This window comes from Xylanimonas sp. McL0601 (assembly GCF_049852175.1).
Classification (GTDB): Bacteria; Actinomycetota; Actinomycetes; order Actinomycetales; family Cellulomonadaceae; genus Xylanimonas.
In genome coordinates this window covers 2,572,979-2,597,291 of record NZ_CP187527.1, presented here as the reverse complement: position 1 = coordinate 2,597,291, position 24,313 = coordinate 2,572,979, and the positions used below count along the sequence as shown (strand labels likewise).

General features: G+C 74.2%; 19 protein-coding genes. 15 read left to right on the top strand and 4 right to left on the bottom strand.

The window, feature by feature from the left end:
* Positions 1-49 precede the first annotated feature (49 nt).
* Positions 50-1,294: a glycogen synthase gene (gene glgA, locus ACO4JP_RS11950; protein ID WP_425957103.1), complete on the top strand. Its 1,245-nt coding sequence runs from the start codon at positions 50-52 to the stop codon at positions 1,292-1,294.
* A gap of 18 nt (positions 1,295-1,312) precedes the next feature.
* On the opposite strand, the gene ACO4JP_RS11945 is transcribed toward glgA, so the two are convergent.
* Complete coding sequence (locus ACO4JP_RS11945; protein WP_425953945.1) at positions 1,313-2,086, bottom strand: hypothetical protein; 774 nt, start codon at positions 2,084-2,086, stop codon at positions 1,313-1,315.
* A gap of 30 nt (positions 2,087-2,116) precedes the next feature.
* Between ACO4JP_RS11945 and ACO4JP_RS11940 the strand changes: the two genes are divergently transcribed.
* The 9 genes from ACO4JP_RS11940 to ACO4JP_RS11900 all read left to right on the top strand — a co-directional run bounded on the left by ACO4JP_RS11940 (position 2,117) and on the right by ACO4JP_RS11900 (position 14,948).
* Positions 2,117-2,929: an ABC transporter ATP-binding protein gene (locus tag ACO4JP_RS11940; RefSeq protein ID WP_425953943.1), complete on the top strand. Its 813-nt coding sequence runs from the start codon at positions 2,117-2,119 to the stop codon at positions 2,927-2,929.
* An 82-nt stretch (positions 2,930-3,011) separates the two neighbouring features.
* Positions 3,012-3,485 carry an NfeD family protein gene (locus ACO4JP_RS11935; protein ID WP_425953941.1) on the top strand — a complete coding sequence of 158 codons (474 nt, stop codon included), beginning with the start codon at positions 3,012-3,014 and terminating at the stop codon, positions 3,483-3,485.
* Between the two features lie 53 nt (positions 3,486-3,538).
* Positions 3,539-4,747: an SPFH domain-containing protein gene (locus ACO4JP_RS11930; protein WP_425953939.1), complete on the top strand. Its 1,209-nt coding sequence runs from the start codon at positions 3,539-3,541 to the stop codon at positions 4,745-4,747.
* Positions 4,748-4,853: 106 nt separating this feature from the next.
* Entirely contained in the window at positions 4,854-5,534 is a 681-nt protein-coding gene (locus tag ACO4JP_RS11925; protein ID WP_425953938.1) for a TetR/AcrR family transcriptional regulator, read from the top strand.
* A complete protein-coding gene (locus tag ACO4JP_RS11920) occupies positions 5,534-7,285 on the top strand; it encodes an ABC transporter ATP-binding protein (RefSeq protein ID WP_425953936.1) in 1,752 nt (583 codons plus the stop codon). Before ACO4JP_RS11925 ends, ACO4JP_RS11920 begins: the two co-directional genes overlap by 1 nt.
* Positions 7,282-9,309 (top strand): ABC transporter ATP-binding protein, encoded by a 2,028-nt coding sequence (locus ACO4JP_RS11915; protein ID WP_425953934.1) that lies wholly within the window; start codon positions 7,282-7,284, stop codon positions 9,307-9,309. The genes ACO4JP_RS11920 and ACO4JP_RS11915 overlap by 4 nt, the downstream gene beginning before the upstream one ends.
* A gap of 119 nt (positions 9,310-9,428) precedes the next feature.
* A complete protein-coding gene (locus ACO4JP_RS11910) occupies positions 9,429-10,718 on the top strand; it encodes an endo-1,4-beta-xylanase (protein WP_425953932.1) in 1,290 nt (429 codons plus the stop codon).
* A gap of 151 nt (positions 10,719-10,869) precedes the next feature.
* Positions 10,870-14,169 (top strand): hypothetical protein, encoded by a 3,300-nt coding sequence (locus ACO4JP_RS11905; protein ID WP_425953930.1) that lies wholly within the window; start codon positions 10,870-10,872, stop codon positions 14,167-14,169.
* Positions 14,118-14,948, top strand: coding sequence for a TrmH family RNA methyltransferase (locus ACO4JP_RS11900; RefSeq protein ID WP_425953928.1), 831 nt, complete (start codon positions 14,118-14,120; stop codon positions 14,946-14,948). The genes ACO4JP_RS11905 and ACO4JP_RS11900 overlap by 52 nt, the downstream gene beginning before the upstream one ends.
* Positions 14,949-14,954: 6 nt before the next feature.
* Here the strand turns inward: ACO4JP_RS11900 and ACO4JP_RS11895 are convergent, their stop codons facing one another.
* A complete protein-coding gene (locus tag ACO4JP_RS11895) occupies positions 14,955-15,476 on the bottom strand; it encodes a DUF4188 domain-containing protein (protein ID WP_425953927.1) in 522 nt (173 codons plus the stop codon).
* 9 nt (positions 15,477-15,485) lie between these two features.
* Between ACO4JP_RS11895 and ACO4JP_RS11890 the strand changes: the two genes are divergently transcribed.
* Both ACO4JP_RS11890 and ACO4JP_RS11885 read left to right on the top strand, forming a co-directional pair.
* Positions 15,486-16,184 carry a MerR family transcriptional regulator gene (locus ACO4JP_RS11890; protein ID WP_425953925.1) on the top strand — a complete coding sequence of 233 codons (699 nt, stop codon included), beginning with the start codon at positions 15,486-15,488 and terminating at the stop codon, positions 16,182-16,184.
* A gap of 16 nt (positions 16,185-16,200) precedes the next feature.
* Positions 16,201-17,163, top strand: a complete 963-nt coding sequence (locus ACO4JP_RS11885) for a siderophore-interacting protein (protein ID WP_425953923.1) — start codon at positions 16,201-16,203, stop codon at positions 17,161-17,163.
* A gap of 27 nt (positions 17,164-17,190) precedes the next feature.
* Here the strand turns inward: ACO4JP_RS11885 and ACO4JP_RS11880 are convergent, their stop codons facing one another.
* A complete protein-coding gene (locus ACO4JP_RS11880) occupies positions 17,191-17,757 on the bottom strand; it encodes a YbaK/EbsC family protein (protein WP_425953922.1) in 567 nt (188 codons plus the stop codon).
* Positions 17,754-18,284 carry a YbhB/YbcL family Raf kinase inhibitor-like protein gene (locus ACO4JP_RS11875; RefSeq protein ID WP_425953920.1) on the bottom strand — a complete coding sequence of 177 codons (531 nt, stop codon included), beginning with the start codon at positions 18,282-18,284 and terminating at the stop codon, positions 17,754-17,756. The genes ACO4JP_RS11880 and ACO4JP_RS11875 overlap by 4 nt, the downstream gene beginning before the upstream one ends.
* A 144-nt stretch (positions 18,285-18,428) precedes the next feature.
* Between ACO4JP_RS11875 and ACO4JP_RS11870 the strand changes: the two genes are divergently transcribed.
* The 3 genes from ACO4JP_RS11870 to ACO4JP_RS11860 are packed head-to-tail and all read left to right on the top strand — an operon-like array spanning position 18,429 to position 24,305.
* The gene (locus tag ACO4JP_RS11870; protein ID WP_425953919.1) at positions 18,429-19,235 is read left to right on the top strand and encodes a hypothetical protein; all 807 of its coding nucleotides are present in this window, start codon (positions 18,429-18,431) and stop codon (positions 19,233-19,235) included.
* Entirely contained in the window at positions 19,232-20,896 is a 1,665-nt protein-coding gene (locus ACO4JP_RS11865; RefSeq protein ID WP_425953917.1) for a DNA polymerase Y family protein, read from the top strand. Before ACO4JP_RS11870 ends, ACO4JP_RS11865 begins: the two co-directional genes overlap by 4 nt.
* A complete protein-coding gene (locus tag ACO4JP_RS11860; RefSeq protein WP_425953915.1) occupies positions 20,889-24,305 on the top strand; it encodes an error-prone DNA polymerase in 3,417 nt (1,138 codons plus the stop codon). The genes ACO4JP_RS11865 and ACO4JP_RS11860 overlap by 8 nt, the downstream gene beginning before the upstream one ends.
* Positions 24,306-24,313: the final 8 nt, after the last annotated feature.

Genomic DNA, 24,313 nt, shown 5'->3' with positions numbered 1-24,313 from the left:
GGTGGGCGGCGTGACCGAACCCACCGGCCCTCTCCGTTCTTCCGCGCGCCTGCGCGTCGACCTGCTGACCCGCGAGTTCCCGCCCTTCGTCTACGGCGGCGCAGGCGTCCACGTCGCCGAGCTCTCGCAGGTGCTGCGACCCCACGCGGAAGTCCGCGTGCGGGCGTTTGACGGCCCGCGCGGCCCCGAGGCCGAGGCGGCCGGCATCTTCGGCTACGACGTCCCCGCCACGCTCGAGGGCGCGAACCCCGCCCTCTCGACGCTCGGCGTCGACCTCGCGATGGCGAACGACGTCGCGGGCGCCGACCTCGTCCACTCCCACACCTGGTACGCCAACATGGCCGGCCACCTCGGCGGCCTGCTGCACGGCATCCCGCACGTGATCTCGGCGCACTCGCTCGAGCCGCTGCGCCCGTGGAAGGCCGAGCAGCTCGGCGGCGGCTACGCCATCTCCTCGTGGGCGGAGAGGACGGCCTACCTCGGCGCCGCCGGCATCATCGCCGTCTCGGGCGGCATGCGCGCCGACATCCTGCGGAGCTACCCCGAGCTCGACCCGGCCAAGGTGCACGTGGTGCACAACGGCATCGACCTGTCCGGCTGGGTGCGCCCCGCCGAGACCGGCCCCGAGGCGGACGCCGCCCAGGCCACGGTGCGGCGCCTGGGCATCGACCCGGCGAAGCAGTCGGTCGTGTTCGTCGGCCGCATCACCCGCCAGAAGGGCCTGCCCTACCTGCTGCGCGCGGCCGAGGCGCTGCCCGACGACGTCCAGCTGGTGCTGTGCGCGGGCGCCCCCGACACGCCCGAGATCATGGCCGAGGTCAAGTCGCTCGTCGCGAACCTCCGCGAGCGTCGCGGCGGCCGTGACCGCGACGACGCGGGCGTCATCTGGATCGAGGAGATGCTGCCCCGCCCGGACCTCATCGCGGTGCTCAGCAGCGGGACGGTGTTCGTGTGCCCGTCGGTGTACGAGCCGCTCGGCATCGTCAACCTCGAGGCCATGGCCGTGGGCCTGCCTGTGGTGGGCTCGGCGACCGGCGGCGTCCCGGAGGTCGTCGACGACGGCGTGACCGGTGCCCTCGTCCCGATCGAGCAGGTCGACGATGGCACGGGCACGCCGCTCGACCCGCCGACGTTCGTCAAGGACCTGGCCGACGCTCTGCTGCGCGTGCTCGCGGACCCGCAGCGGGCTGCCGACATGGGCGCCGCCGGACGCAAGCGCGCCGAGGACCACTTCGCGTGGGCGGCGATCGCGGAGCGGACGATGGAGGTCTACCGCCAGGTGCTGGCGGGCTGAGTCCGCGGGAGGACGCGCTCAGCCCCCGGTCCGTCCGAACGTCGCCGCTGCCAGCGCGTGGCGGGCCGTCCGTTCGACCTCGCGCAGCGCCGTCGAGCGCTGGTCCGCCTGCCAGAGGTTCACCGCTCCGCCGTCGTCCGCCGTGGCGACGTCGACGATCGCGAGCAGCCGGGTGGCGAGCTGCAGCACCCGGGCCCGCCGGCCCTCGAGGGGCGGCACGGGCCACGCGTCGGTGGTCGAGCTGCGGACGGCCTCGATCGCGTCGGCGGCGTCGTCGCGCCACCGGGCGACGTCGAGCTGGTCGAGCGCCTCGGTGGCGGTGACGAGGGAGGTGCGCAGGTCGCGCTCGGCGTCGGCGAGCGAACCGAGCGCGCCGGCCACCGCCGTCGACCACCGCGGCACCTCGAGCACCTGCCACGCGACCAGGTGGCCCCGCTCGAGCGTGCTGCCGAAGGCGGTGACCTCGGGGACCACCGCCCACGACCCGCGCGGGGTCTCGACGGCGAGGCACTCGCCGGCAGCGGTCGCGGGCGCCGTCGCCACGGCGGGCACGCCCGCCGGGTCGCCCGGCGCAGGCTGGAGCGCGACGACCTCGCGGGGGCCTGCGGACCACGTCTCGACGAGGTCCTTGAGGCCGGCGGTGGCCGCCTCGAAGCCGGGCAGGCCGCTCACGGTGTGGGGCTCGTCGTCACCCTGGACGCACCGGACGACGACACCCGGAGCGAAGGACTCGGACTGCAGCCACAGCGCGAGCACGGCGCTGCGGGGGAGCGCGGTGGGGTTCGCGGGCACCTGGTCAGAGTACCGATAGGGTCGGGCACCATGAGCTGGGTTCTCGACCTGCAGGGCGCCACCGTTCGGCGCGGCGGCACCACCATCCTCGACGGGCTGGACTGGCAGGTGGAGGAGGGCGAGCGCTGGATCGTGCTCGGGCCCAACGGCGCGGGCAAGACGACGCTCATGCAGATCGTCTCCGCCCGCATGCACCCGACCGCAGGCACCGCCGCGCTCCTGGGCGAGACGCTCGGCAAGGTGGACGTCTTCGAGCTCCGCCCCCGCATCGGCCTGGCGTCGGCCGCCCTGGCCGAGCAGATCCCGGGCAACGAGCTGGTGCGCGACGTCGTCCTCACCGCCGCCTACGGCGTCACCGGCCGCTGGCACGAGGAGTACGAGGACCTCGACTCCCAGCGGGCCACCGAGCTGCTGCACGCGTTCGACGTCGACACCCTCGCAGACCGCTACTACGGCACGCTCTCGGAGGGCGAGCGCAAGCGGGTGCAGATCGCGCGCGCGCTCATGACCGACCCCGAGCTGCTGATCCTCGACGAGCCCGGCGCAGGCCTCGACCTGGGCGGCCGCGAGGAGCTGGTCGGCGCGCTGTCCGAGCTCGCGGGCGACCCGAGCTCGCCGGTGCTCCTGCTCGTGACGCACCACGTCGAGGAGATCCCGCCGGGCTTCACGCACATGCTGCTGCTCGGCGCGCACGGCAAGGTCCAGGCGGCGGGCAGGCTCGAGGAGGTGCTGACGTCAGAGAACCTCTCGGCGGCGTTCGGCATCGACCTGCTCGTGGCGCACGGCGGCGGGCGGTGGCTCGCCCGCGCGGCCAGGCCGGCCGGGAGCCACGGCCGGCACTGAGCCCGCGCGAGACGCGTCGCGACCCTAGCCGCCCGCGTTCCAGCCTGGGTAAAATCTAGGCAAAAGGTCATGGTTGGCGCTCGTGGGAAGGGTCACGATGGACTGGGTGTGGTGGGTTCTGGCGGCGATCGCGCTCGGCATCGTCGAGGTCATCGTTCTGGACGTCGTCGTCCTCATGCTCATCGGGGGAGCGCTCGCAGGGGCGCTCGCGGCCGCGCTCGGTGCGCCCGGCTGGCTGCAGGTGATCATCGCCTGCGTCACCGCCATCCTGCTGGTCCTGACGCTGCGCCCCTGGGTGCTGCGCACGCTGCGCCGCCGGGTGCCGCTGACAGAGACCAACGCCGCCGCTCAGGTCGGCCGGCGCGCCGTCGTCGTCGCCGACGTCAGCGAGACGGGCGGCCGCATCAAGCTCGTCGGCGAGGTCTGGACGGCCCGCCTCGACGACGACGGCCTGCCGGGCTCGCCCGTGCTGCCGGTCGGCACCGAGGTCCAGGTCGTACGGATCGACGGCGCCACCGCCGTCGTCGCCCCCGTGGGCGCGGCCTCCGCCGCCTGAGCACGTCCTCCGCCGCAACTGCGGCGGAGCACTCCGTCGAAGGAGAGCTCGCCTTGGACACCTCCAGCTTCACCCCGGGCGCGATCGCGCTGTACGCGGTGCTGCTCGTCCTCCTGATCTTCGTGGTCATCGCGCTGGTCAGGGCCGTGCGGATCGTGCCGCAGGCCACCGCGCTGCTCGTCGAGCGCCTGGGCCGGTACCACAAGACCCTCGAGCCCGGCCTGCACATCCTGGTGCCGTTCATCGACCGCGTGCGCGCGGGCGTCGACCTCCGAGAGCAGGTCGTCAGCTTCCCGCCGCAGCCCGTGATCACCTCCGACAACCTCGTGGTGTCGATCGACACGGTCATCTACTTCCAGGTGACCGACCCCAAGTCGGCCGTCTACGAGATCGCCAACTACATCACCGGCATCGAGCAGCTCACCGTCACCACGCTGCGCAACGTGGTCGGCTCGATGGACCTCGAGCAGACCCTCACCAGCCGTGACCAGATCAACGGCCAGCTGCGCGGCGTGCTCGACGAGGCGACCGGGCGATGGGGCGTGCGAGTCAACCGCGTCGAGCTCAAGTCGATCGACCCGCCGGCGTCGGTGCAGGGCTCGATGGAGCAGCAGATGCGCGCGGAGCGCGACCGTCGTGCCACCATCCTCACGGCGGAGGGCATCAAGCAGTCGCAGATCCTCACGGCGGAGGGCGAGAAGCAGTCGGCGATCCTGCGGGCCGAGGGCGACGCGCAGTCGCAGGTGCTGCGGGCCGAGGGCGAGGCGCGCGCCATCCTCCAGGTGTTCGACGCGATCCACACCGGCGATGCCGACCCCAAGCTGCTCGCGTACCAGTACCTGCAGATGCTGCCGCGGATCGCCAACGGCACGGCCTCGAAGCTGTGGATCGTCCCCACCGAGTTCACCGCCGCGCTGGGCTCCATCTCCAAGGGATTCGGTGGCTCCGGTGTGCCGGGAGTGCCGGGCGTGCCCGGCGAAGGCCCGACGGGGCCCCGCGAGGAGGAGTCGGCCGCGGTCAGGGCCCTGCGCAAGGAGCGCATGGAGGCGCTCGGCGGCGACACGCTGACCCCGCCGGCCGAGGCGCTGCGCGAGGCCCAGCGGCAGTCCGAGGCCGCGACGGCGGACGCGACGGCGTCGGGCACGCGTTCCGGCCTGCCGTTCGACCCGGCCCAGGAGGCGGGGCAGCACCCCGGCGAGCCGCCGCAGCCGACCGCGGCGCCGCCGGCCGAGCCGGAGCCGCCGGCCGAGCCGGAGGTCTGACCCCCGGGCGCCGGACGGGCGGGGCGAGCGCACGCTCGCCCCGCCCTGTCATGTCCGGCCCTGGCGGGTCTTGCGGAGTGAGTGCTCACTCATTTACGGTGCGATGGTGAGGATCGAGCAGGTCGACACCCGGCGCCGCGCCGCTCCGCTGACCCCCGAGGAGCGACGAGCCGCGATCATCGACGCCGTCCTTCCCCTCGTGGAGGAGCGCGGGCTCGACGTCACGACGAAGGAGCTGGCCACCGCGGCCGGGGTCGCGGAGGGCACGCTGTTCCGCGTGTTCGCCGACAAGAGCACGCTCGTCGGCGAGGTCGCGTTCGAGGGTCTGCGCCGCGCCTCGCGCCCCGAGCAGACGCACGACGAGCTCGCGGCGATCGACCGCGCGCTGCCGCTCGTCGAGCGGGTCCAGGCCGTGATCGAGGCCGGTCGCGCGCAGGTCGGCGACGTCTGGCGCTGGGCCGGGGTGCTGCGCTCGCTGCACGCCCGCGCAACTGTCCCCGAGCGCGCCGACCACGAGCTCATGGCCTCCCTGCGCTCCGAGCTGCTCGCGCAGCGCGAGGCGCAGCGCGTCGTCCTGGACGAGGGGCTGCGCTCGCTGCTCGAGCCCGACGCCCCTCGCCTGCGCGTGCCGCTCGACGTCGCCGCCGCGATGATCGAGTCCGCTGTCACCGGCTCCCACGCACGCGACCGCCTGCTGCCGGCCCTGCCGGCCGCCGTCGTCGCCGACGCGCTCGTCCACGGGCTCGTCGGCACCGCAGAACTCCGCCCCGAGAGCAAGGAAGCCTGATGCTCCCCACCCTGGCCCGCAGGTACCTGCGGCCGTACGGCGCCGCCGTCGCAGTGCTGCTGGTGCTGCAGCTGCTGCAGACGCTGGCGAACCTGTACCTGCCCTCGCTCAACGCCAACATCATCGACAACGGCGTCGTCAAGGGCGACATCGGCTACATCTGGCGCACCGGCGGCTGGATGCTCGCCGTCAGCCTCGGCCAGATGGCGTGCGCCATCGGCGCCGCGATCCTCGGCGCCCGGGCCGCTACGGCGTTCGGCCGGGACCTGCGCCACGACCTGTTCGCCTCGGTCCAGGGCTTCAGCGCCCGGGAGATGGGCAAGTTCGGCGCGCCGTCGCTGATCACCCGCACCACCAACGACGTGCAGCAGGTCCAGATGGTGATGCTCATGACCTTCACCATCACGGTCATGGCCCCGATCATGCTGATCGGCGGCGTCATCATGGCGCTGCAGCAGGACGTGACGCTGTCCGGCCTGCTGCTAATCATCGTGCCCGTGCTGGGCATCGTCATGGGCCTGCTCCTGTGGCGGATGGTGCCGTACTTCCGCGCGATGCAGGGCCGGATCGACGTCATCAACGGCGTGCTGCGCGAGCAGATCTCCGGCCTGCGAGTCGTGCGCGCGTTCGTGCGCGAGCAGCGCGAGGTCGCGCGGTTCGGCGAGGCGAACACCGCGCTCTACGAGACGTCGCTCGGTGCCGGCAAGCTCATGGCCGTCGCGTTCCCGACGGTCATGCTGATCATGAACCTGTCGTCCGTCGCGGTGCTGTGGTTCGGCGCCCGGCAGATCGACGCGGGGGAGATGCAGATCGGCTCGCTGACGGCGTTCCTCAGCTACCTCATGTACATCCTCATGGCCGTGATGATGTCGACGATGATGATCATGATGGTGCCGCGCGCCGCGGTCGCCGCGGACCGCATCGGCGCCGTGCTCGACACACGGACGTCGGTGGTCGAGCCGGACGCGCCGGTCTCGCTCACCGCGCTCAACGACGGCGACGGCCCGCGCGGCCGCCTCGAGCTCGACGACGTCGAGTTCCGCTACCCGGGTGCCGCGGAGCCGGTGCTGGAGCACGTGTCCCTCACCGCCGAGCCCGGCACCGTCACCGCCGTCATCGGCTCGACCGGCGCCGGCAAGACGACGCTGCTCAACCTGGTGCCGCGCCTCTTCGACGCGACGGGGGGCAGCGTGCGGATCGACGGCGTCGACGTGCGCTCGTTCGCGACCGACGACCTGGGTTCGCTGCTGGGCCTGGTGCCGCAGAAGGCATTCCTGTTCAGCGGGACGATCGCCTCCAACCTCCGGTACGGCATGCCTGACGCCACGGAGGAGGAGATGTGGGAGGCGCTCGAGGTCGCGCAGGCGCGCGACTTCGTCGAGGCGCTGCCCGAGGGCCTCGAGGCGCCGGTCGCGCAGGGCGGCGCCACGTTCTCCGGCGGCCAGCGCCAGCGCCTGGCGATCGCCCGGGCGGTGGTGCGCCGGCCCCGCCTCTACCTGTTCGACGACTCCTTCTCGGCGCTCGACTACGCGACCGACGCGCGCCTGCGGGCCGCGCTCCGGCCGCGCATCGGCGACGCCACCGTGCTGATCGTCGCTCAGCGCGTGGCCACCATCCGCGACGCCGACCAGATCCTCGTGCTCGAGCACGGCCGGGTCGTGGGGCGCGGCACGCACGCCGAGCTGCTGGCGAGCAACGCGACGTACCAGGAGATCGTCACCTCCCAGATGTCCCTCGAGGAGGCGGCATGAGCACCGAGCAGAAGTCCACCAGCGAGCCGGCACCCGTGCGGCCGCCGCAACGGCGCGGCTTCGGGCCGGGCCCCGGCGGCCCCATGGGTATGGGCATGCCGGGCGAGAAGGCCATGAACTTCAAGGGCTCGCTGCGGCGGTTCGCCGGCACGATGCGGCCCGAGCGCGGCAAGGTCGTGGCGCTCCTCCTGTTTGGCGCCGCATCGGTGGCGCTGTCCGTCGTCGGCCCGCGCATCCTGGGCCATGCCACGAACATCATCTTCGAGGGCTTCGTCGGCAAGGTCCTGGGCACGCAGGTGCCGCCGGGCACCACCACCGCGCAGGCCGTCGACGCGCTGCGGCAGTCCGGGCAGGGCCGGCTTGCCGACATGCTCGCCGCGACGCCGAACGTCGTGCCCGGCCAGGGCATCGACTTCGACCGCCTCGGCCAGGTGCTCCTGTGGGTGCTCGCGATCTACGTCGGCGCGTTCCTGTTCGGCTGGCTGCAGTCGTACATCATGACGATCGCGGTGCAGAACACCATGCGCCGCCTGCGGGACGAGGTCGAGGCCAAGCTGCACCGGGTCCCGCTCAGCTATGTGGACAAGCAGCAGAAGGGCGAGATCCTCTCGCGCGTCACCAACGACATCGACAACGTCGCCCAGACGACGACGCAGACGCTCGCGCAGCTGATCACGTCCGTGCTGACCGTCGTCGGCGTGCTCGCGATGATGTTCTCGATCTCGTGGGTGCTGGCGCTGGTCGCGCTCGTCACGGTGCCGCTCTCGGTGGTCGTGACCACGCAGATCGCCAAGCGGAGCCAGCCGCAGTTCATCGCCCAGTGGGCCTCGACCGGCCGGCTCAACGCGCACGTCGAGGAGATGTTCACGGGCCACTCGCTGGTCAAGGTCTACGGGCAGGAGCACGCGTCCGCCGAGAAGTTCGCGGACGAGAACGACGCGCTGTTCAAGGCGTCGCGCAACGCCCAGGCGATCAGCGGCACGATCATGCCGTCCATGGGGTTCCTCGCGAACCTCAACTACGTGGTCGTCGCCGTGGTGGGCGGCCTGCGGGTGGCCTCCGGCGCGCTGAGCCTGGGCGACGTGCAGGCGTTCATCCAGTACTCGCGGCAGTTCACGCAGCCGCTGACGCAGGTCGCGTCGATGATGAACCTGCTGCAGTCGGGTGTCGCGTCCGCCGAGCGGGTCTACGAGCTGCTGGACGCGCCAGAGCAGGTGCCCGACCCGTCCACCCCGAAGCGGGTCGACGCGGTCCGCGGCCGGGTCGCGTTCGAGGACGTCTCGTTCTCCTACGACCCCGCCGCCCCGCTCATCGAGCACCTCGACCTCGTGGCCGAGCCGGGCCAGACGATCGCGATCGTCGGCCCGACGGGCGCCGGGAAGACGACGCTGGTCAACCTGCTCATGCGGTTCTACGAGGTCAACGGCGGGCGCATCACGCTCGACGGCGTCGACACCCGTGAGCTGACGCGCGACGCCCTGCGCTCGAGCATCGGCATGGTGCTGCAGGACACGTGGCTGTTCAAGGGCACGATCGAGGAGAACCTGCGCTACGGCACCACGCGGGACGTCGGCGAGGCCGAGTTCATCGCCGCCACCCGCGCCACGTACGTCGACCCCTTCGTGCGCACGCTGCCCGACGGGTACGCCACGCTGCTCGACGACGAGGGCTCCTCGCTCTCGGTGGGCGAGAAGCAGCTGCTCACCATCGCCCGCGCGTTCCTCGCCGACCCGGAGATCCTCGTGCTCGACGAGGCGACGAGCTCGGTCGACACCCGCACCGAGGTGCTGGTGCAGCAGGCGATGAACGCGCTGCGCAGCGGGCGCACCAGCTTCGTCATCGCGCACCGGCTCTCCACGATCCGGGACGCCCACGTCATCGTCGTCATGGAGCACGGGCAGATCGTCGAGACCGGCAACCACGAGTCGCTGCTCGCGGCCGGCGGCGCGTACGCGCGGCTCTACCAGTCGCAGTTTGCTGCGCCCGCGGTCGACGACGAGGAGGTCGCGGTCAGGCGGTCCTGACGCCCGGTCCGCGCGCCGCCCTGACCCGTCCGGGGAGGGGCGGCGTCCGTTCCGACCCACAGGTCGGAAGGCGTCGAAACGATTCGCCGCGCGGTGACCGGACGTGGCAGGCTTCGCGCGTGAGCACAACGACGTCCCTCTACACGCCTCCCGTCAGCTGCGCCGTCGACCCGGGCCTCGCCCACCGGCGCGCCACCACGGCCGTCACCGTCCGCGGTGCCGACGGCACCCCGCTCGCCGATGCCGACGTCGTCGTCGAGCAGACCGGCCACGAGTTCCTGTTCGGCAACATCGGCTTCGAGCTCGTGGAGCACGCCACCGCCCTCGCGTCCGGCGAGGCCGGCAGCGAGCACGACCGGGCCTTCGCGGAGCGCTGGCTCGACGTCTTCAACATGGCGACCATGCCGTTCTACTGGGGCACGTTCGAGCCCTCCGAGGGCGAGCCGCGCACGGACGAGCTGATGACGGCCTCGCGCTGGTTCCAGGACCAGGGCGTCCTGGTCAAGGGCCACCCGCTGGTCTGGCACACCGTCCAGCCGAAGTGGCTGCTCGGCAAGCCGCTCGAGGAGGTCGAGCGGCTGCAGCGCGAGCGCATCCGCCGGGACGCGGGCGGCTTCGCCGGCGTCATCGACATCTGGGACGCCATCAACGAGGTCGTCATCATGCCGGTCTTCGAGGCGGAGGAGAACGGCATCACGCCGCTCGCCCGCGTCAAGGGTCGCGTCGAGATGATCCGGATGGCGTTCGAGGAGGCGCGCGCCGCCAACCCGAACGCGACGCTGCTGCTCAACGACTTCGACATGTCGACCGCCTACGAGTGCCTCATCGAGGCCGTGCTCGAGGCCGGGATCACCATCGACAAGCTCGGCCTGCAGTCCCACCAGCACCAGGGCTACTGGGGCCGCGAGAAGACGCTGCGCATCCTCGACCGCTTCTCGCGCTACAACATCCCGATCCACTTCACCGAGACCACACTGCTGTCCGGCGAGCCGATGCCGAAGCACATCGTCGACCTCAACGACTGGCGGGTCGAGTCCTGGCCGTCGACGCCGGAGGGCGAGGAGCGCCAGGCCGACGAGGTCGAGGAGTGGTACCGCACCCTCGTCTCGCACCCGCAGGTCGAGGCCATCACCTACTGGGGCATGGGCGACCGCGGCATGTGGCTGGGCGCGCCGGGCGGCCTGGTCCGCACCGACGGGACGCCCAAGCCCGCGTTCGACCGCCTGCGCTCGCTCGTCAAGGACGAGTGGTGGACGGCGCCGACGACGCTGCGCACCGACGCTGCGGGCCGCGTGGACGTGAGCGGCTTCCGAGGCGGGTACCGGGTCGCCGCCGCCGGCGCGTCCGCGCCGTTCACGCTCGGCGCAGGGGCAGAGGCCGTCGAGGTCACGCTCGCGCCGACACGCTGAGCGTCGCGCCGATCCGTCCGGGGTTCGCGACGGCGTCGGCGTGGGCCCGCGTGCGCGCCAGGTGACCGGGTGAAATCCACCACGGTCGTCCGCGGCGCCGTCGCGTCCGCTCCCTGTCAGGTGCAGGGAGCGACGACGCACGGAGGTCGCCATGGACGCTGACCGGGCACGTGAGCTACCGGTGCTGGAGCTGCGCATCCACGGGATCGCGAACACCCCGCCGGCGCGCATGCTTGAGCTGCCCGCGGACGAGGTGATGCTCGCCGACGGCGACGGTCTGGGCTCCTTCTGGATCCCGACCCCCGCGGCCGAGGCGCGTGACCGCGCCCTGCCGCCGGGGCACCTGCATCACATCCCGCCCGGCGTGCGCCGCGAGGCCTACTCGTGGGGTGCGATGGCGCGCACGTCCGCGCTGCCCTTCGGCGGCCTGCTCGGATCGGTGGCGCACGCCGCGCTGCGGGTGCTGTGGGCCGCCGTCGTGCCGTTCGGCATCGCCAACGCCGCGTACTGGGCGCGGGCCGTCCCGCTGGACGACGCGGAGGAAGCCGAGACGAAGGCCCGGCCGGAGGCGACGGCGGCCGCCGTCCGGCTGTTCGCCCTCGCGCTCACGCTGCTCGTGACCGCGGCCTTCACGACGGCGGCGGTCGCCACGCTCGGCACCGCGTGCATGAGCGTGGCCAAGCCCGCGGGCCCCGGCAGCCAGGTCGACGTGTGCGCCCGTGTGCCCAGCCAGCTCGACGCCCTGGCGCAGCTGCCGCTCGGGGTTCGCGCGGGCGTGCTCACGCTCGTGCCCGTCGCCGTCATGGTCGCGCTGACGCTCGTCGCCCGCAGCGCGCAGGTCCGGTTCGACGAGCGCGTGTCCGTCACGCGCGCCGGCGGCGGGGGCCGCGGGAAGCGCGGACCGCTGCTGTACCGCAGCGGGTTCTGGGCGCGGCGGCCGTCCGGGCCGACGGCGCTCTGGGCGCACCTCGGCGCGGCGCTCGCGCTGGTGGCCGTGCTGCTCTCGTGGACCGACCAGCGGACAGGACTGCAGACGGGGCTGCTCTTTGCCGGCGGTGTCGTGCTGCTCATGGCCGCCGTGGTCGTGGCACTGCGGGCCGACGACGACGGCGTCGAGATGACGCCGGTGAGGTGGAAGGGGCCGCTGGCCGCGCTGGTCCTTGCCGGGGGCCTCGCACTCTGGGTCGCTGCCTGGATCGTGTCCGCGACGCAGCCCGTGCAGACGGTGGAACCGCGATGGGTGGGCATGGAGGTGGCACCGTCGGTGCTGGGCACCCTGCTCGTCGGGATCGCCGTGACCGGGCTCGTGTGGCGCCATCACCGCCGCGCGTGGCAGGTCGCGTCGTGGGCGTTCGTCCCCCTCACGGCGACGGGCTGTGTCGTCACGCTCGCGCTCTCGCGCCGGCTCGTCGACGACGCCGGCGAGGGGAACCTCGTGTCGTCGCTCCCGCAGTGGACGACGACGACGCTGGTCGCCGTCGCGGCGCTCGTCCTCGTCGTGCCCGCCGTCGTCTCGTTCGTGGCGGACCGCCGCTACACGCGGCCGTACGACGGCTGGAACGGGTCGGGCCCCGGCGTCTTCCTCCTCGTGTCTGCCGCGCTGGGGGCCACGTACTCGAGCCTGCTGGTGCTGGGCGTCCAGTGGTGGCTGCGCGGAGGGCAGGCGACGGCGGCCGAGACGCCCGTGAGCCCGCCCCCGGGGGTCACTGAGGTGTGGCGCGTGACGCCCGCGCTGGACTCCGTCACCGTGCCCTCCGCGTACACGGAGTTCGGCGTCGCGGCGTTCGCGATCGTGGGGATCTTCCTGCTGCAGGTGCTGGTGATCGCCTGGCCCTCCGTGCGCGAGCTGGTCGGCAGCACCACCCGGTGGATCGCGATGTCGCCGGGGACGGTGGGGGACAGGACGGGCCCGACGGCGTGGGCGTACCTCGACGTCGAGGCGAACGAGTGGGTTCGCCGGGCCGAGTCCGGCGACGACGTCCTGGTCAGGCCCCGGGTGCCGGGCAAGAGCCAGGAAGGCACGCCCCCGGACGGTGCGGCAGTGGACGGCGCAGCGACGGCCGGCGCGACGAAGAGCGGTGCGAAGCCGCGCGGCACGATCAAGCACGAGCTGTCGCTCGTCGCGCGGCGTGTGCAGCGCGCGCGGCACGTCGCGGCTCTCGCGCACCGCGTCGAGACCGCGCTGGGCGTCGCGGCGGTGGCGTGCTTCGCGGCGTTCGCCGCCTCGATCCCGCTCAGGGTCGACGACGACGCCGTGGCCGGCATCTGGCCCATCCCCGGCCGGCTCCAGGATCTCGCGGTGGTGGCCGTCGGATGGGTCGCCGTGACCGTCCTGGTGAGCGCGCTGCGGAACTCCTCGAACGTGCTGACGCGGCCGTTCGACGTGCTCTGGGACCTCATGTGCTTCCTGCCGCGCAGCGCGCACCCGCTCGGCCCGGCGAGCTATGCGGAACGGGCGGTGCCCGAGCTCCGCGCGCGGGTCGACGCCTGGCTGCACGCCGCCGACGTGCCGGCGGACGGTGACGGGAGGCTGACGACGCGCACCGAGGTCGCGTCCCGGCGCACCGTCGTGCTGTCGGCGCACTCGATGGGCGCGACCGTCGCGGCCGCCGTCGTGCTCATCCGGGCGGGCAACCCCGCCGTCCTCCTCAGCGAGGTGGGCGAGATCCATGAACCCCTGCAGGCCGACGACCGGGTGCGGCAGAGCACCACGGCGCCGCTCGAGCGCAGCGACGGCTGCGTCGGGCTGCTGACCTACGGCTGCCAGCTGCGGCCCTACTTCGGCCGGTTCTTCCCCGAGCTGCTCGGGGAGCGGGCGCTGGGCATCCCCGTGTGCACGGGCGCGGCCTGGAAGGGCGATCCCTGGCGGCGCCAGCTGCCGGGCGCGGCGGAGCGTCTCGTCGCCGACGTCGACGCCGCCCAGAAGGCCGTCGCCCACGCACCGGCCGAGGCGCGGCTCGCGACGTCACCCCCGAGCTGGTGGACGGACCTGAGGCGACGCGGGGACGCGCGGGCACGGCTGGCATCCGCTCGCCACGCGCTGCGCTTCGACCGCTGGTACCGGCGGCGCCTCGAGACGGCCGACGGCGCCGCGCAACCGCGCGCCGTGGCCGCCGCGCAGCCTCGTGCCCGGGACGTCGGGCGCCTCGTCGACGTGCTCACGCCTCCCGGGGCGTCCGGGCCGACCTGGGTCAACCTCTGGCGCCGCACCGACCTCATCGGGTTCCCCGTGCTGGGCTACGAGCCGGACAACGGCGTCGACCGTGGGGTCGAGGAGGTGGACCGCGGCGCCTACCTCTTCAAGATCGCCGCCCACAGCGACTACCCGCGGGCCCGGGCCTACCAGGAAGGGCTCGCCACGGTGATCGCACAGCTCGGCGGCCCTGGGAGAATCGGCGGGTGGCAGCACCTGACGTCCTCCGGATCGACGACCCCGCCGACCCCCGCCTGACCGACTACACCGACCTCAAGGACGTCGCCCTGCGGTCCCGGCGCGAGCCCGCCGAGGGCCTGTACATGGCCGAGTCCTCCACCGTGATCCGGCGGGCGCTCGCGGCCGGGCACCGGCCGCGGTCGTTCCTCATGGCGGACCGCTGGCTCGACTCGCTGGCGGACGTCCTGGCCGACTGGCCCGGCGTGCCGGTCTTCGTCGCCTCGGAGGAGGTGCTCCGGGAGATCACGGGCTTCCACCTGCACCGCGGGGCGCTCGCGGCGATGCACCGGCCGGTGCTGCCGTCGGTGCACGAGCTGGTGAGGTCCGCGCGTGGCGGCGCGGGCGCGCGCCGGGTCGCGGTGCTCGAGGACGTCGTCGACCACACCAACGTCGGGGCCGCGTTCCGCAGCGCGGCTGCGCTGGGCGTCGACGCCGTGCTCGTGACGCCGCGTTGCGCCGACCCGCTGTACCGGCGCTCAGTGCGCGTGTCGATGGGCACGGTGTTCCAGGTGCCGTGGACCCGCCTGGAGACGTGGCCGGGCGGGCTGCGCGAGCTGCGGGAGGACGGCTTCACTGTCGCGGCGCTCGCGCTGGCCGACGATGCCGTGTCGCTCGACGACCTCGCCGCGGACCCGCCGGAGAAGCTGGCCCTCGTGCTCGGCACGGAGGGGCACGGCATGACGGACGCGGCGATCGAGGCGTGCGACGTCGTCGTGAAGATCCCCATGGCCGGCGGGGTGGACTCGCTCAACGTCGCCGCGGCCTCGGCGGTCGCGTTCTGGGCCACCCGGGCCTGAGCGCCCTCAGGCCGCGCGGCTCGCGATCCGCTCGCGGGCCGTGCGGCCGCGGCGCGCGGCAGGCACGACGCCCGTGGCGCGCGCCAGGCCGAACTGCGGCATGTCCACGTACAGGGTCTCGTGGCCGCCGTCGGGCACGCGGAACGTCTCGTGCCACACGCCGACGGCGCCCGGGACCCGCTTGGCCCGCCGGTAGAACGCGACCCACGCCGGCCGGTGCGCATGCCCGTCGTCGTTGGCGTAGCGGTAGACGTCCTCGACGCTGCGCCAGTACTGGACCACCGTGACGCCCCGGCCGCCCACGAGGGTGCGCGCACCGAGGAACCCGGAGGCCGGGTCGCGGTAGAGCTCGCGCAGCATCGGGCCCATGGCGGCGAAGGCGGGCAGCCACCCGTCGGGGCGCCAGAGCTTGTTGACGCGGGCGCCGATGAGGAAGACGGCGAGCTCGCCGTCGTGCTGGTGCGTGGTGAGCGTGACCATCTCTCGTCCCCCGGGTGTCCATCGGTACTGGATAGTGGTGCTCTCCATTATTGGGGAGTGCTACTTTCCAATGTCAAGGGTTTCGTGGAAGGGAGTCGGCCTGTGCGGATCTCGGCGCTGTCCGAGGCGACAGGGGTGCCCGTCGCCACGCTGAAGTTCTACCTGCGCGAGGGGCTGGTGCCGCCCGGGCGCCTGACCGCCGCGACCCAGGCGCGGTACGACGCCGGCCACGTCGAGCGGGTGCGCCTCGTGCGCGCGCTCACGCAGGCGGCAGGGCTCAGCCTCGCCGACGTGCGGCGGGTGCTCGCGGTGCTCGACGACCCGCCCGCCGACCGGTTCGAGCTGCTCGGGGCGGCGCAGGCGGCCATGCTCGGCGCCGAGGCGTCGCCGTCGGTCGCGGTGCCCGACGGCGACCCCTGGCCCGACCGGGTCGCGGACGGCCTCGCGGACCTCGGCTGGGAGTGCGACCCGGGGCTCGCCACGCGGCTCGCCGGCCAGCTGCGCGCCGCGGAGGCGGCCGGTGTCGCGGGCCTGAAGGCGGGCTGGCTCGCGTGGGCGCGGGCGAGCCGCGGGGTCGCCGAGGCCGACGTCGCGTCCGTCCCTGCCGACGAGGCGGGCGCCGTCCGCCAGGTCGTCGTCGGAACGCTGCTCACGGACCCGGTGCTGGCGACGCTGCGGCGGCTCGCGCAGCAGGTGGTGGCCGCGGAGGTGCTCGCCGGTGAGAGGGAGGTCACACCCGGGGCTGGCGCGAGGTGAGGTTAGGCTGTCCTTCGTGACTCAGACATTCGCCGCCACGGCTGCCGACCCCCAGGTCCAGCCGTGGCGGATGTTCGACGTCGAGGTGACGCGGGTCGTGCGCCTGTGCCCGTCGTTCGTCCGCATCACGTTCACCGGGCCGGAGCTGCACCTGGTCGCCGACAACGGTCGCGACCAGCGCATCAAGTTCCTGCTGCCCGCCGCGTGCGGCGGCTGGGAGTACCTCGACCGCCAGAACCCCGACTGGTTCACGTCGTGGCGCGAGCTGCCCGAGGAGCGCCGCAACCCGCTGCGCACCTACACCGTCCGTGCGGTGCGCCAGTCGATGAACGAGCTCGACGTCGACGTCGTCCTGCACGGCGACACCGGCCCCGCCTCGCGCTGGGCCGACGGGGCGCGCCCCGGGACGCCGCTGGTGATCCTCGCGCCCGACGCCCGCTACGACGGCCCCCACGGCGGCCTCGGGTTCGCCCCGCCGGCGCGCTCGCACGCTCTGCTGCTCGCGGGCGACGAGACGGCGGTGCCCGCCATCGCGGCGATCTGCGAGTCGCTGCCGGACGACGCGTTCGGCGAGGTGTTCCTCGAGGTGCCACACCCCGAGGACCGCTGGACGCTCGCGGCGCCCGCCGGGGTGCACGTGCACTGGCTCGGGCGCGACGGCGCCGAGCACGGGTCGCTGCTGGTCCCGGCCGTCGAGGCCGCGGCCGACCGCCTGCTCGCGATGGGCATCCGCCCGTCGGGCGCGACGCCGCCGGAGGCGAACCTCGAGGACGTCGACATCGACCACGACCTCCTGTGGGAGGTGCCGATCGACGACGCCGGGCATGCCCTCGCGCACGACGCCGTGCTGTACGCGTGGCTGGCCGGCGAGGCAGGCGTCATCAAGACGCTGCGGCGCTACCTCGTCGCGGAGCACGGCGTGGACCGCAAGTCGGTCGCCTTCATGGGCTACTGGCGGCGCGGCAAGGCCGAGATCTGACGGCTCACTCGCGGTCGGCAGCTTGCGTCAGCGCTCGATCCCCAGCCCGTCCACGACCTCCACGCCGGGCGCCGCGCACAGCAGCTCGCCGGTCATGAGCACCTTCGAGCGCCGCACGCCCGAGCCCTGCAGCGCGAGCGTCCCGGGCTCCGCGAACCGCGCGTCGACGAGCACGCGCCACCCGGCGGGCAGGCCCAGCGGCCCGATGCCGCCGTACTCCTGACCCGTCTCGGCGACGGCGCGCTCGCGCGACAGGAACGACGCCTTGCGCACGTCGAGCAGCTTGCGGACGCGGGTGTTGACGTCGGCGAACGTGGTCGCGGGCACGATACAGGCCGCGACCCGCTCGACGTCGCCCCGGCGCCCGGCGACCAGCACGCAGTTGGCGCTCGCCTCGGGCGGCAGGCCGTGTACCTCGTTGAGCGTGGCCGTGTCGGCGTGGTCGGGGTCGATGGCCGCGACGGCGACCTGGCCCGCCACCCGCAGGTCGACGTCGGCCCAGGCCTGGAGCGCCGCGAGCACGGGCGGCGCGAGCAGGTCGGGGTGGTCGATCGCGGGCGCCCAGGTCAGGTCGCCCAGGACGGGGAGCGTCACCGCTGGTAGGTGCCGACGATCACGGCACGTGCGAGCGTGTGGAACGCGAGGTTGAACGCGACGACGGCGTTCGACGCGTCCGGCCCGACGCCGAGGTGCGGCGTGTCGACGGCGTGCACCGCGTAGAAGTAGCGGTGCTCGTGGTCACCGGGCGGCGGCGCGGCGCCCATGAAGCCGTCCTGGCCGCCGTCGTTGCGCACGTGGTAGGCGCCGGCGGGCAGCGCCGAGCCGCCGAGGGCGCCCGCCCCGCGGGGCAGCGACGTCGTCGTCGCGGGGATGTCGACCGCGTTCCAGTGCCAGTAGCCCGACGGCGTCGGGGCGTCCGGGTCGAACACGTTCACCACGAAGGACTGCGTGCCCTCGGGGAAGCCCGACCACTCCAGCGTGGGCGAGTCGTTGGTGCCGTCGACGGAGTACGCGACGTCGAGGCGCTGCCCGTCGGTGATGTCCGGGCTGGTCAGGGAGAACGAGGGCACCTGCGGGAGGAGGGAGTAGGGGTCCGGGGGGTACGGCCGCTCGAGTGACATGTCGCCATCGTGCCCGGGTGGAGCGGTGCTCGCCACCCTGGTTGACAGCCTCCCCTCGACGGCGTTGACTAGAACACGTGTTCGAACAACCGTTCGACGGCACGGTGGGAACGCGCCGGTGCCGCCCGCGGGGAGAGGGGTCCCATGACCGTCGTCGTCACCGACGATCGTGCCCTCTCCGGGGAAGCCGCGGGCGGCGCGAGCCGGCACGCGCACGCGCTCGCCGCGCTCACCGCGGCGGAGCAGCGCACCGGCGTCCGCAGGCCGCGGCCGGCGCCGTCGACGGCCGCTCTGCACACTCCACAGGTCGCGCACCCGCCGGCTCCGCACGCCCGGCGGCTGCCCGTGCACCCCGACCTCGCCGCGCTGCTGCCCGGCGGCGTGCTGCCCGCGGGTGGCACGCTCGCCGTCCAGGGCTCGACGTCGCTGCTCCTGGGGCTGCTCGCCGCGGCCTCGGGCGAGGGGGCGTGGGTCGCGTTCGTCGGGGCGCCGGCGGTGGGGATGCTCGCCGCGTCGGACGCCGGCCTGGCGCTCGAGCGCGTCGCCCTCGTCCCGGACCCAGGGCCCGACGCCCCCACCGTGGTCGCCGCGCTGCTCGACGGCCTGGACGTGGTGGTGGTCGGCCCGGGCGCCACGCTGCTCGACGCCGACCGGCGCCGCCTGGCCGCGCGCGCCCGCGAGCGCGGGTCGGTGCTCGCCTCGACGACGCGGTGGCCGGGCGCGCACGTGACCCTGGACGCCCGCGGCGGGTCGTGGTGGGGTGCCGACAACGGGGCGGGCTGGCTGCGCCGGCGGACCCTGAGCGTGCTGCGCACCGGGCGCGGGGCGGCGGCGCGGTCGGTCGAGCTGGACGTGGAGGTCCCGGTCGCGCCGCCCTCGGTCGTTGAGCTTCCTCGGGTGGCCGAGGCGTCGACGAGCTCGGCCACGGGGCTGCTGCGGGTGGTCGCATGACGACGAGACCGGTGCGCACGGCCGTCCTGTGGGTCCCTGACTGGCCCGTCGTCGCCGCGATGGCTGTCGCCGGCGTCGACGCGCACGTGCCGGCCGCGGTGCTCACGCACCAGGGTGTGGTCGCGGCGTCGGCCGTGGCGCGGTCGGCGGGGGTGCGCCGCGGTATGCGGCGCCGGGTCGCGCAGGAGCGCTGCCCCGAGCTGGTGCTGCTCGCCGCCGACGACGCCCGCGACGTACGCGAGTTCGAGCCGGTCGTGGTGGCGGCCGAGACCGTGGTCGCGGGCGTCGAGGTGGCCCGGCCCGGGCTCCTGCTGCTGCCCGCCGACGGCCCGGCGCGCTACCACGGCACCGAGGAGGAGCTGGCGCGCGCGCTGGTCGAGGCGGCGTCGTCGGCCGGGTTCGAGCCGCAGGTCGGCGTGGCCGACGGCATCCTCGCCGCGGTGCTCGCGGCACGCGCCGACGACGTCGTGCCCCCCGGGGGTTCGCGGGCGTTCCTCGCGCCGCGCCCGGCCGGCGACCTGGTGCACGCCGTCACCGACCCGGGCGGGGTCGCGGCGGTGCGCGCCGCCGTCGACCTGTGGTGGAGGCTCGGGGTGCGCAGCCTGGGCGACCTGGCGGCGCTGCCGCCCGAGAGCGTGAGCGGTCGGTTCGGCGACCTGGGGGCGTGGGCACAGCGCCTGGCGCGCGGCGAGGACCTGCGCCCGCCCGCGCGACGCCGCCCCGAGGAGGACCTGGCCGTCGGGGCGGACCTGGACCCGCCCGCGCTCCGCGTCGACGTCGCGACGTTCGCTGCCCGCCGGCTGGCCGAGGAGCTGTACGAGCTGCTGTCGCGGCGCGGGTTGGCGTGCGGACGGCTGCGCATCACGGCCCGCACCGAGGAGTCCGAGCTGGAGCGCGTGTGGCGCACCGACGACGCCGCCACCGGCGGCCTGAGCGCCGCGCGCATCACCGACCGGGTGCGCTGGCAGCTCGAGGGATGGCTGACGGCGTCGTCGGCGCGGCGGGGGCGCGACGGCGACGCGGCGCCCGCGCCGATCGTGCACCTGGCGCTCGCGGCGGAGGAGGTGACGCCGGCCGGGACGCACCAGCCGGGTCTGTGGGGCGCCGACGCCGGCGGCGACGTGCGCGCCCGGCGGGCGCTGGGTCGCGTGCAGGGCCTGCTGGGCGGCGACGCCGTGCTGACCGTGGCGGTGCAGGGGGGCCGCGACCCGCGCGACCGCGTGCACCTGGTCCCGTTCGGCGAGCAGGCGCCCCCCGCGCGGGACGCGGCGCTGCCGTGGCCGGGGGCGCTGCCGTCGCCTGCCCCGGCAACCCTGCTCGAGGAGCCGCTCGGGGCCCGCGTCCTGGACGCGGAGGGCCGCGAGGTGGTGGTCACGACCCGCCTGGAGATGCCTGGCCCCCCAGTCGCGATCCTCCTCGGTGAGTTCGAGCATTCGTCGCGGCCTTCGAGCGCCCGGGTGCTCGAACAGCCCGACGGGCGCTCGAACACGGCGGCGACAGCAGTGGTGGGGTTCGCCGGGCCTTGGCCGCTTCATGAGCAGTGGTGGGAGCCCGGCGGCGGGAAGCGGCGGGTGCTGCTGCAGGTGGTGCTCGACGACGGGCGCGGGCTGCTGCTCGCCGCCAGCGGGGGCGCCTGGCAGGTGGAGGCCGTCTATGACTGAGCCCACGCCCCGCTACGCCGAGCTGCACGCGCACTCGAGCTTCAGCTTCCTCGACGGCGCCTCGCACCCCGAGGAGCTCGCCGCCGAGGCCGCTCGCCTGGGGCTGAGCGCGCTCGCGATCACGGACCACGACGGGCTGTACGGCGTCGTGCGGCACTCGCAGGCCGCGGCCGCCGTCGGGCTGGCGACGGCGTTCGGGGCGGAGCTGCACCTGCCGCTGGGGCCGGTGCTCGACCCACCCACCGGCGTGCCCGACCCCCGCGCCGACCATCTGCTGGTGCTCGCACGGGGCACCGCGGGCTACGCCCGGCTCTCGAGCGCCATCGCCACCGCGCACCTCGAGGCAGGCGTCAAGGGCAAGGCGACCTACCACCTGGAGCGGCTGGGGGAGCAGGCCGACGGCGAGTGGCTGGTGCTCACCGGCTGCCGGAAGGGCGCGGTCCGCCGTGCGCTGACGGCGGCCGGTCCCGACGCCGCCCGCCGCGAGCTCGACCGCCTGACCGCGATCTTCGGCCGCGACAACGTCGCCGTCGAGGTCACCGCGACGGGCGACCCGCACGACTCCGACCTGCACGACGCACTCGCGGCCCTCGCGCGCGACGCCCGCCTGCCGCTCGTCGCCACCGCCAACGCGCACTACGCGCGCCCCCGCGACGCGACCCTGGCCGCCGCGCTCGCGGCCGTCCGCGCCACCAGCTCGCTGGAGGCGATGGACGGCTGGCTGCCCGGCGCGCCCACGGCCCACCTGCGCTCGGCCGCCGAGATGGCCCGCCTGCACCACCGCCACCCGCAGGCGGTGCCCACCGCCGCGGACCTCGCCGCCGAGTGCACGTTCGACCTCGGCCTCGTCGCCCCCGACCTGCCGCCGTACCCCGTCCCGGACGGCCACGACGAGGCGACGTGGCTGCGCGAGCTCGTCCGCCGCGGCGCCGTCGAGCGGTACGGGCCGCGCGAGGCGGAGCGCGTGCCCGGCGCGTGGGCCCAGCTCGAGCACGAGCTGAAGGTCATCGAGGACCTGCACTTTCCCGGCTACTTCCTCGTGGTCTACGACCTCGTCGAGTTCTGCCGCGTCAAAGGGATCCTCGCGCAGGGCCGGGGGAGCGCCGCGAACTCCGCCGTCTGTTACGCGCTGGGCATCACCGCGGTCGACGCCGTCAAGCACGGGCTGCTGTTCGAGCGCTTCCTCGCGCCCGAACGCGACGGCCCGCCCGACATCGACGTCGACATCGAGTCCGTGCGCCGCGAGGAGGTCATCCAGCACGTGTACGAGCGGTTCGGCCGCACGCACGCCGCGCAGGTCGCCAACGTCATCTCCTACCGCCCGCGCTCCGCCGTGCGCGACGCCGCCCGGGCGCTCGGGTACGACGTCGGGCAGCAGGACGCGTGGTCGAAGTCGATCGAGCGTTGGGGCTCGCTGCGGGACACGCCGAAGGCCGAGCCCCCGGTGGAGACCAAGACGGCGGCGAAGGACGCCCAGGTCGCCGCCCTCTGGCGCCCCCACGAGTGGACGCCGAGCCTCGGCTACGTCCGCGACCCGCTCGCGGCCGACGACAGCGACCGGCGCCGCGCGGACGACACCCACGACGTCGTCCCCGCCCACCTGCCGCCGTCGGCCGCGGACACCGGCGACATCCCCGACCACGTCATCGACCTGGCCGAACGCTTCCTGCGGCTGCCGCGGCACCTGGGCATCCACTCGGGCGGCATGGTCATGTGCGACCGTCCCGTCATCGAGGTGTGCCCCGTCGAGTGGGCCCGCATGGAGGGCCGCACGGTGCTGCAGTGGGACAAGGAGGACTGCGCCGACGCCGGCCTGGTGAAGTTCGACCTGCTGGGCCTGGGCATGCTCACCGCGATCAGATATGCCTTCGAGGGCATTGAGGGTCGCAGTGGCACGCGCCTGTCTTTGCACCACCTGCCCGACGGCGACCCGGCCGTCTACGAGCTGCTGTGCGCCGCCGACACCGTGGGGGTGTTCCAGGTCGAGTCGCGCGCCCAGATGGCGACGCTGCCGCGCCTCAAGCCGCGGAACTTCTACGACATCGTCGTCGAGGTCGCGCTCATCCGGCCCGGGCCGATCCAGGGCGGCAGCGTCCACCCCTTCATCGAGCGCCGCAACGGCCGGCAGGAGGTCACCTACCTGCACCCGCTGCTGGAGAAGTCGCTGCACCGGACCCTCGGCATCCCGCTGTTCCAGGAGCAGCTCATGCAGATGGCGATCGACGTCGCCGGGTTCACCCCCGCCGAGTCCGACCGGCTCCGGCGCGCCATGGGCTCCAAGCGCTCGCTCGAGAAGATGGAGGCGCTGCGCGGGCGGCTGATGGAGGGGATGACGAGGAACGGCGTCCCGGTCGACGTGCAGCAGGAGGTCTACGACAAGCTCAAGGCGTTCGCCGACTTCGGCTTCCCCGAGTCGCACGCGTACTCGTTCGCGTTCCTCGTCTACGCCTCGAGCTGGCTCAAGGTGCACCACCCGGCCGCGTTCTACGCCGGGCTGCTGGCCGCGCAGCCCATGGGCTTCTACTCCCCGCAGTCGCTCGCCGCCGACGCCCGCCGCCACGGCGTCACCGTGCTGCGCCCCGACCTCAACGCGTCGGCCGCGCTCGCGTCCGTCGAGCGGCTGCCCGACGACGCCGCGGCCGAGCCGGAGCGGCAGCCGTTGCCGCGCTCGCCGTCGGCGGACTTCGGGCCCGAGCCCGACCTGCGCCTCGCGGTGCGCCAGGGCCTGGGCGAGGTCCGCTCGATCGGCAAGGACCTTGCCGAGGCGATCGTCGCCGAGCGGGAGGAGCGCGGGGCGTACCGCAGCATGCGCGACCTGGTGCGCCGCATCGACCTCACGACGCCGCAGCTCGAGGCGCTCGCGACCGCGGGCGCCACCGAGTCCCTCGGCGTGAGCCGCCGCGAGGCGTTGTGGGCCGCGGGCGCGCTCGGCCAGGAGGGCCCCGGCACGCTCGAGGGCGTGTCGGTGGGGGTCGAGGCACCCACGCTGCCCGGAATGTCCGACGTCGAGACCGCCGTCGCGGACGCCTGGGCCACGGGCGTCACGCCGGGGTTGTCGCCGGTCGAGCTGGTGCGCGACGGGCTGCGCCGCGCCGGCGTCGTCACCGTGGGGGAGGCCACGACCACCGAGTCGGGGCGGCGCATCGCCGTCGGTGGCGTGGTCACTCACCGCCAGCGACCCGGCACGGCGGGCGGCGTGACGTTCCTGTCCCTCGAGGACGAGACGGGGCTGCTCAACGTGATCTGCTCGCCGGGGCTCTGGCAGCGGTTCCGGACGGTCGCGCGCGGGGCGCCGGCCATGGTGGTCCGGGGCAGGGTGGAGAAGGCCGACGGCGCGACCAACCTCGTCGCGGAGCATCTGGCACCCCTGCGGCTCCCGGTGCACACGCGCTCGCGGGACTTCCGCTGACGAGCGCG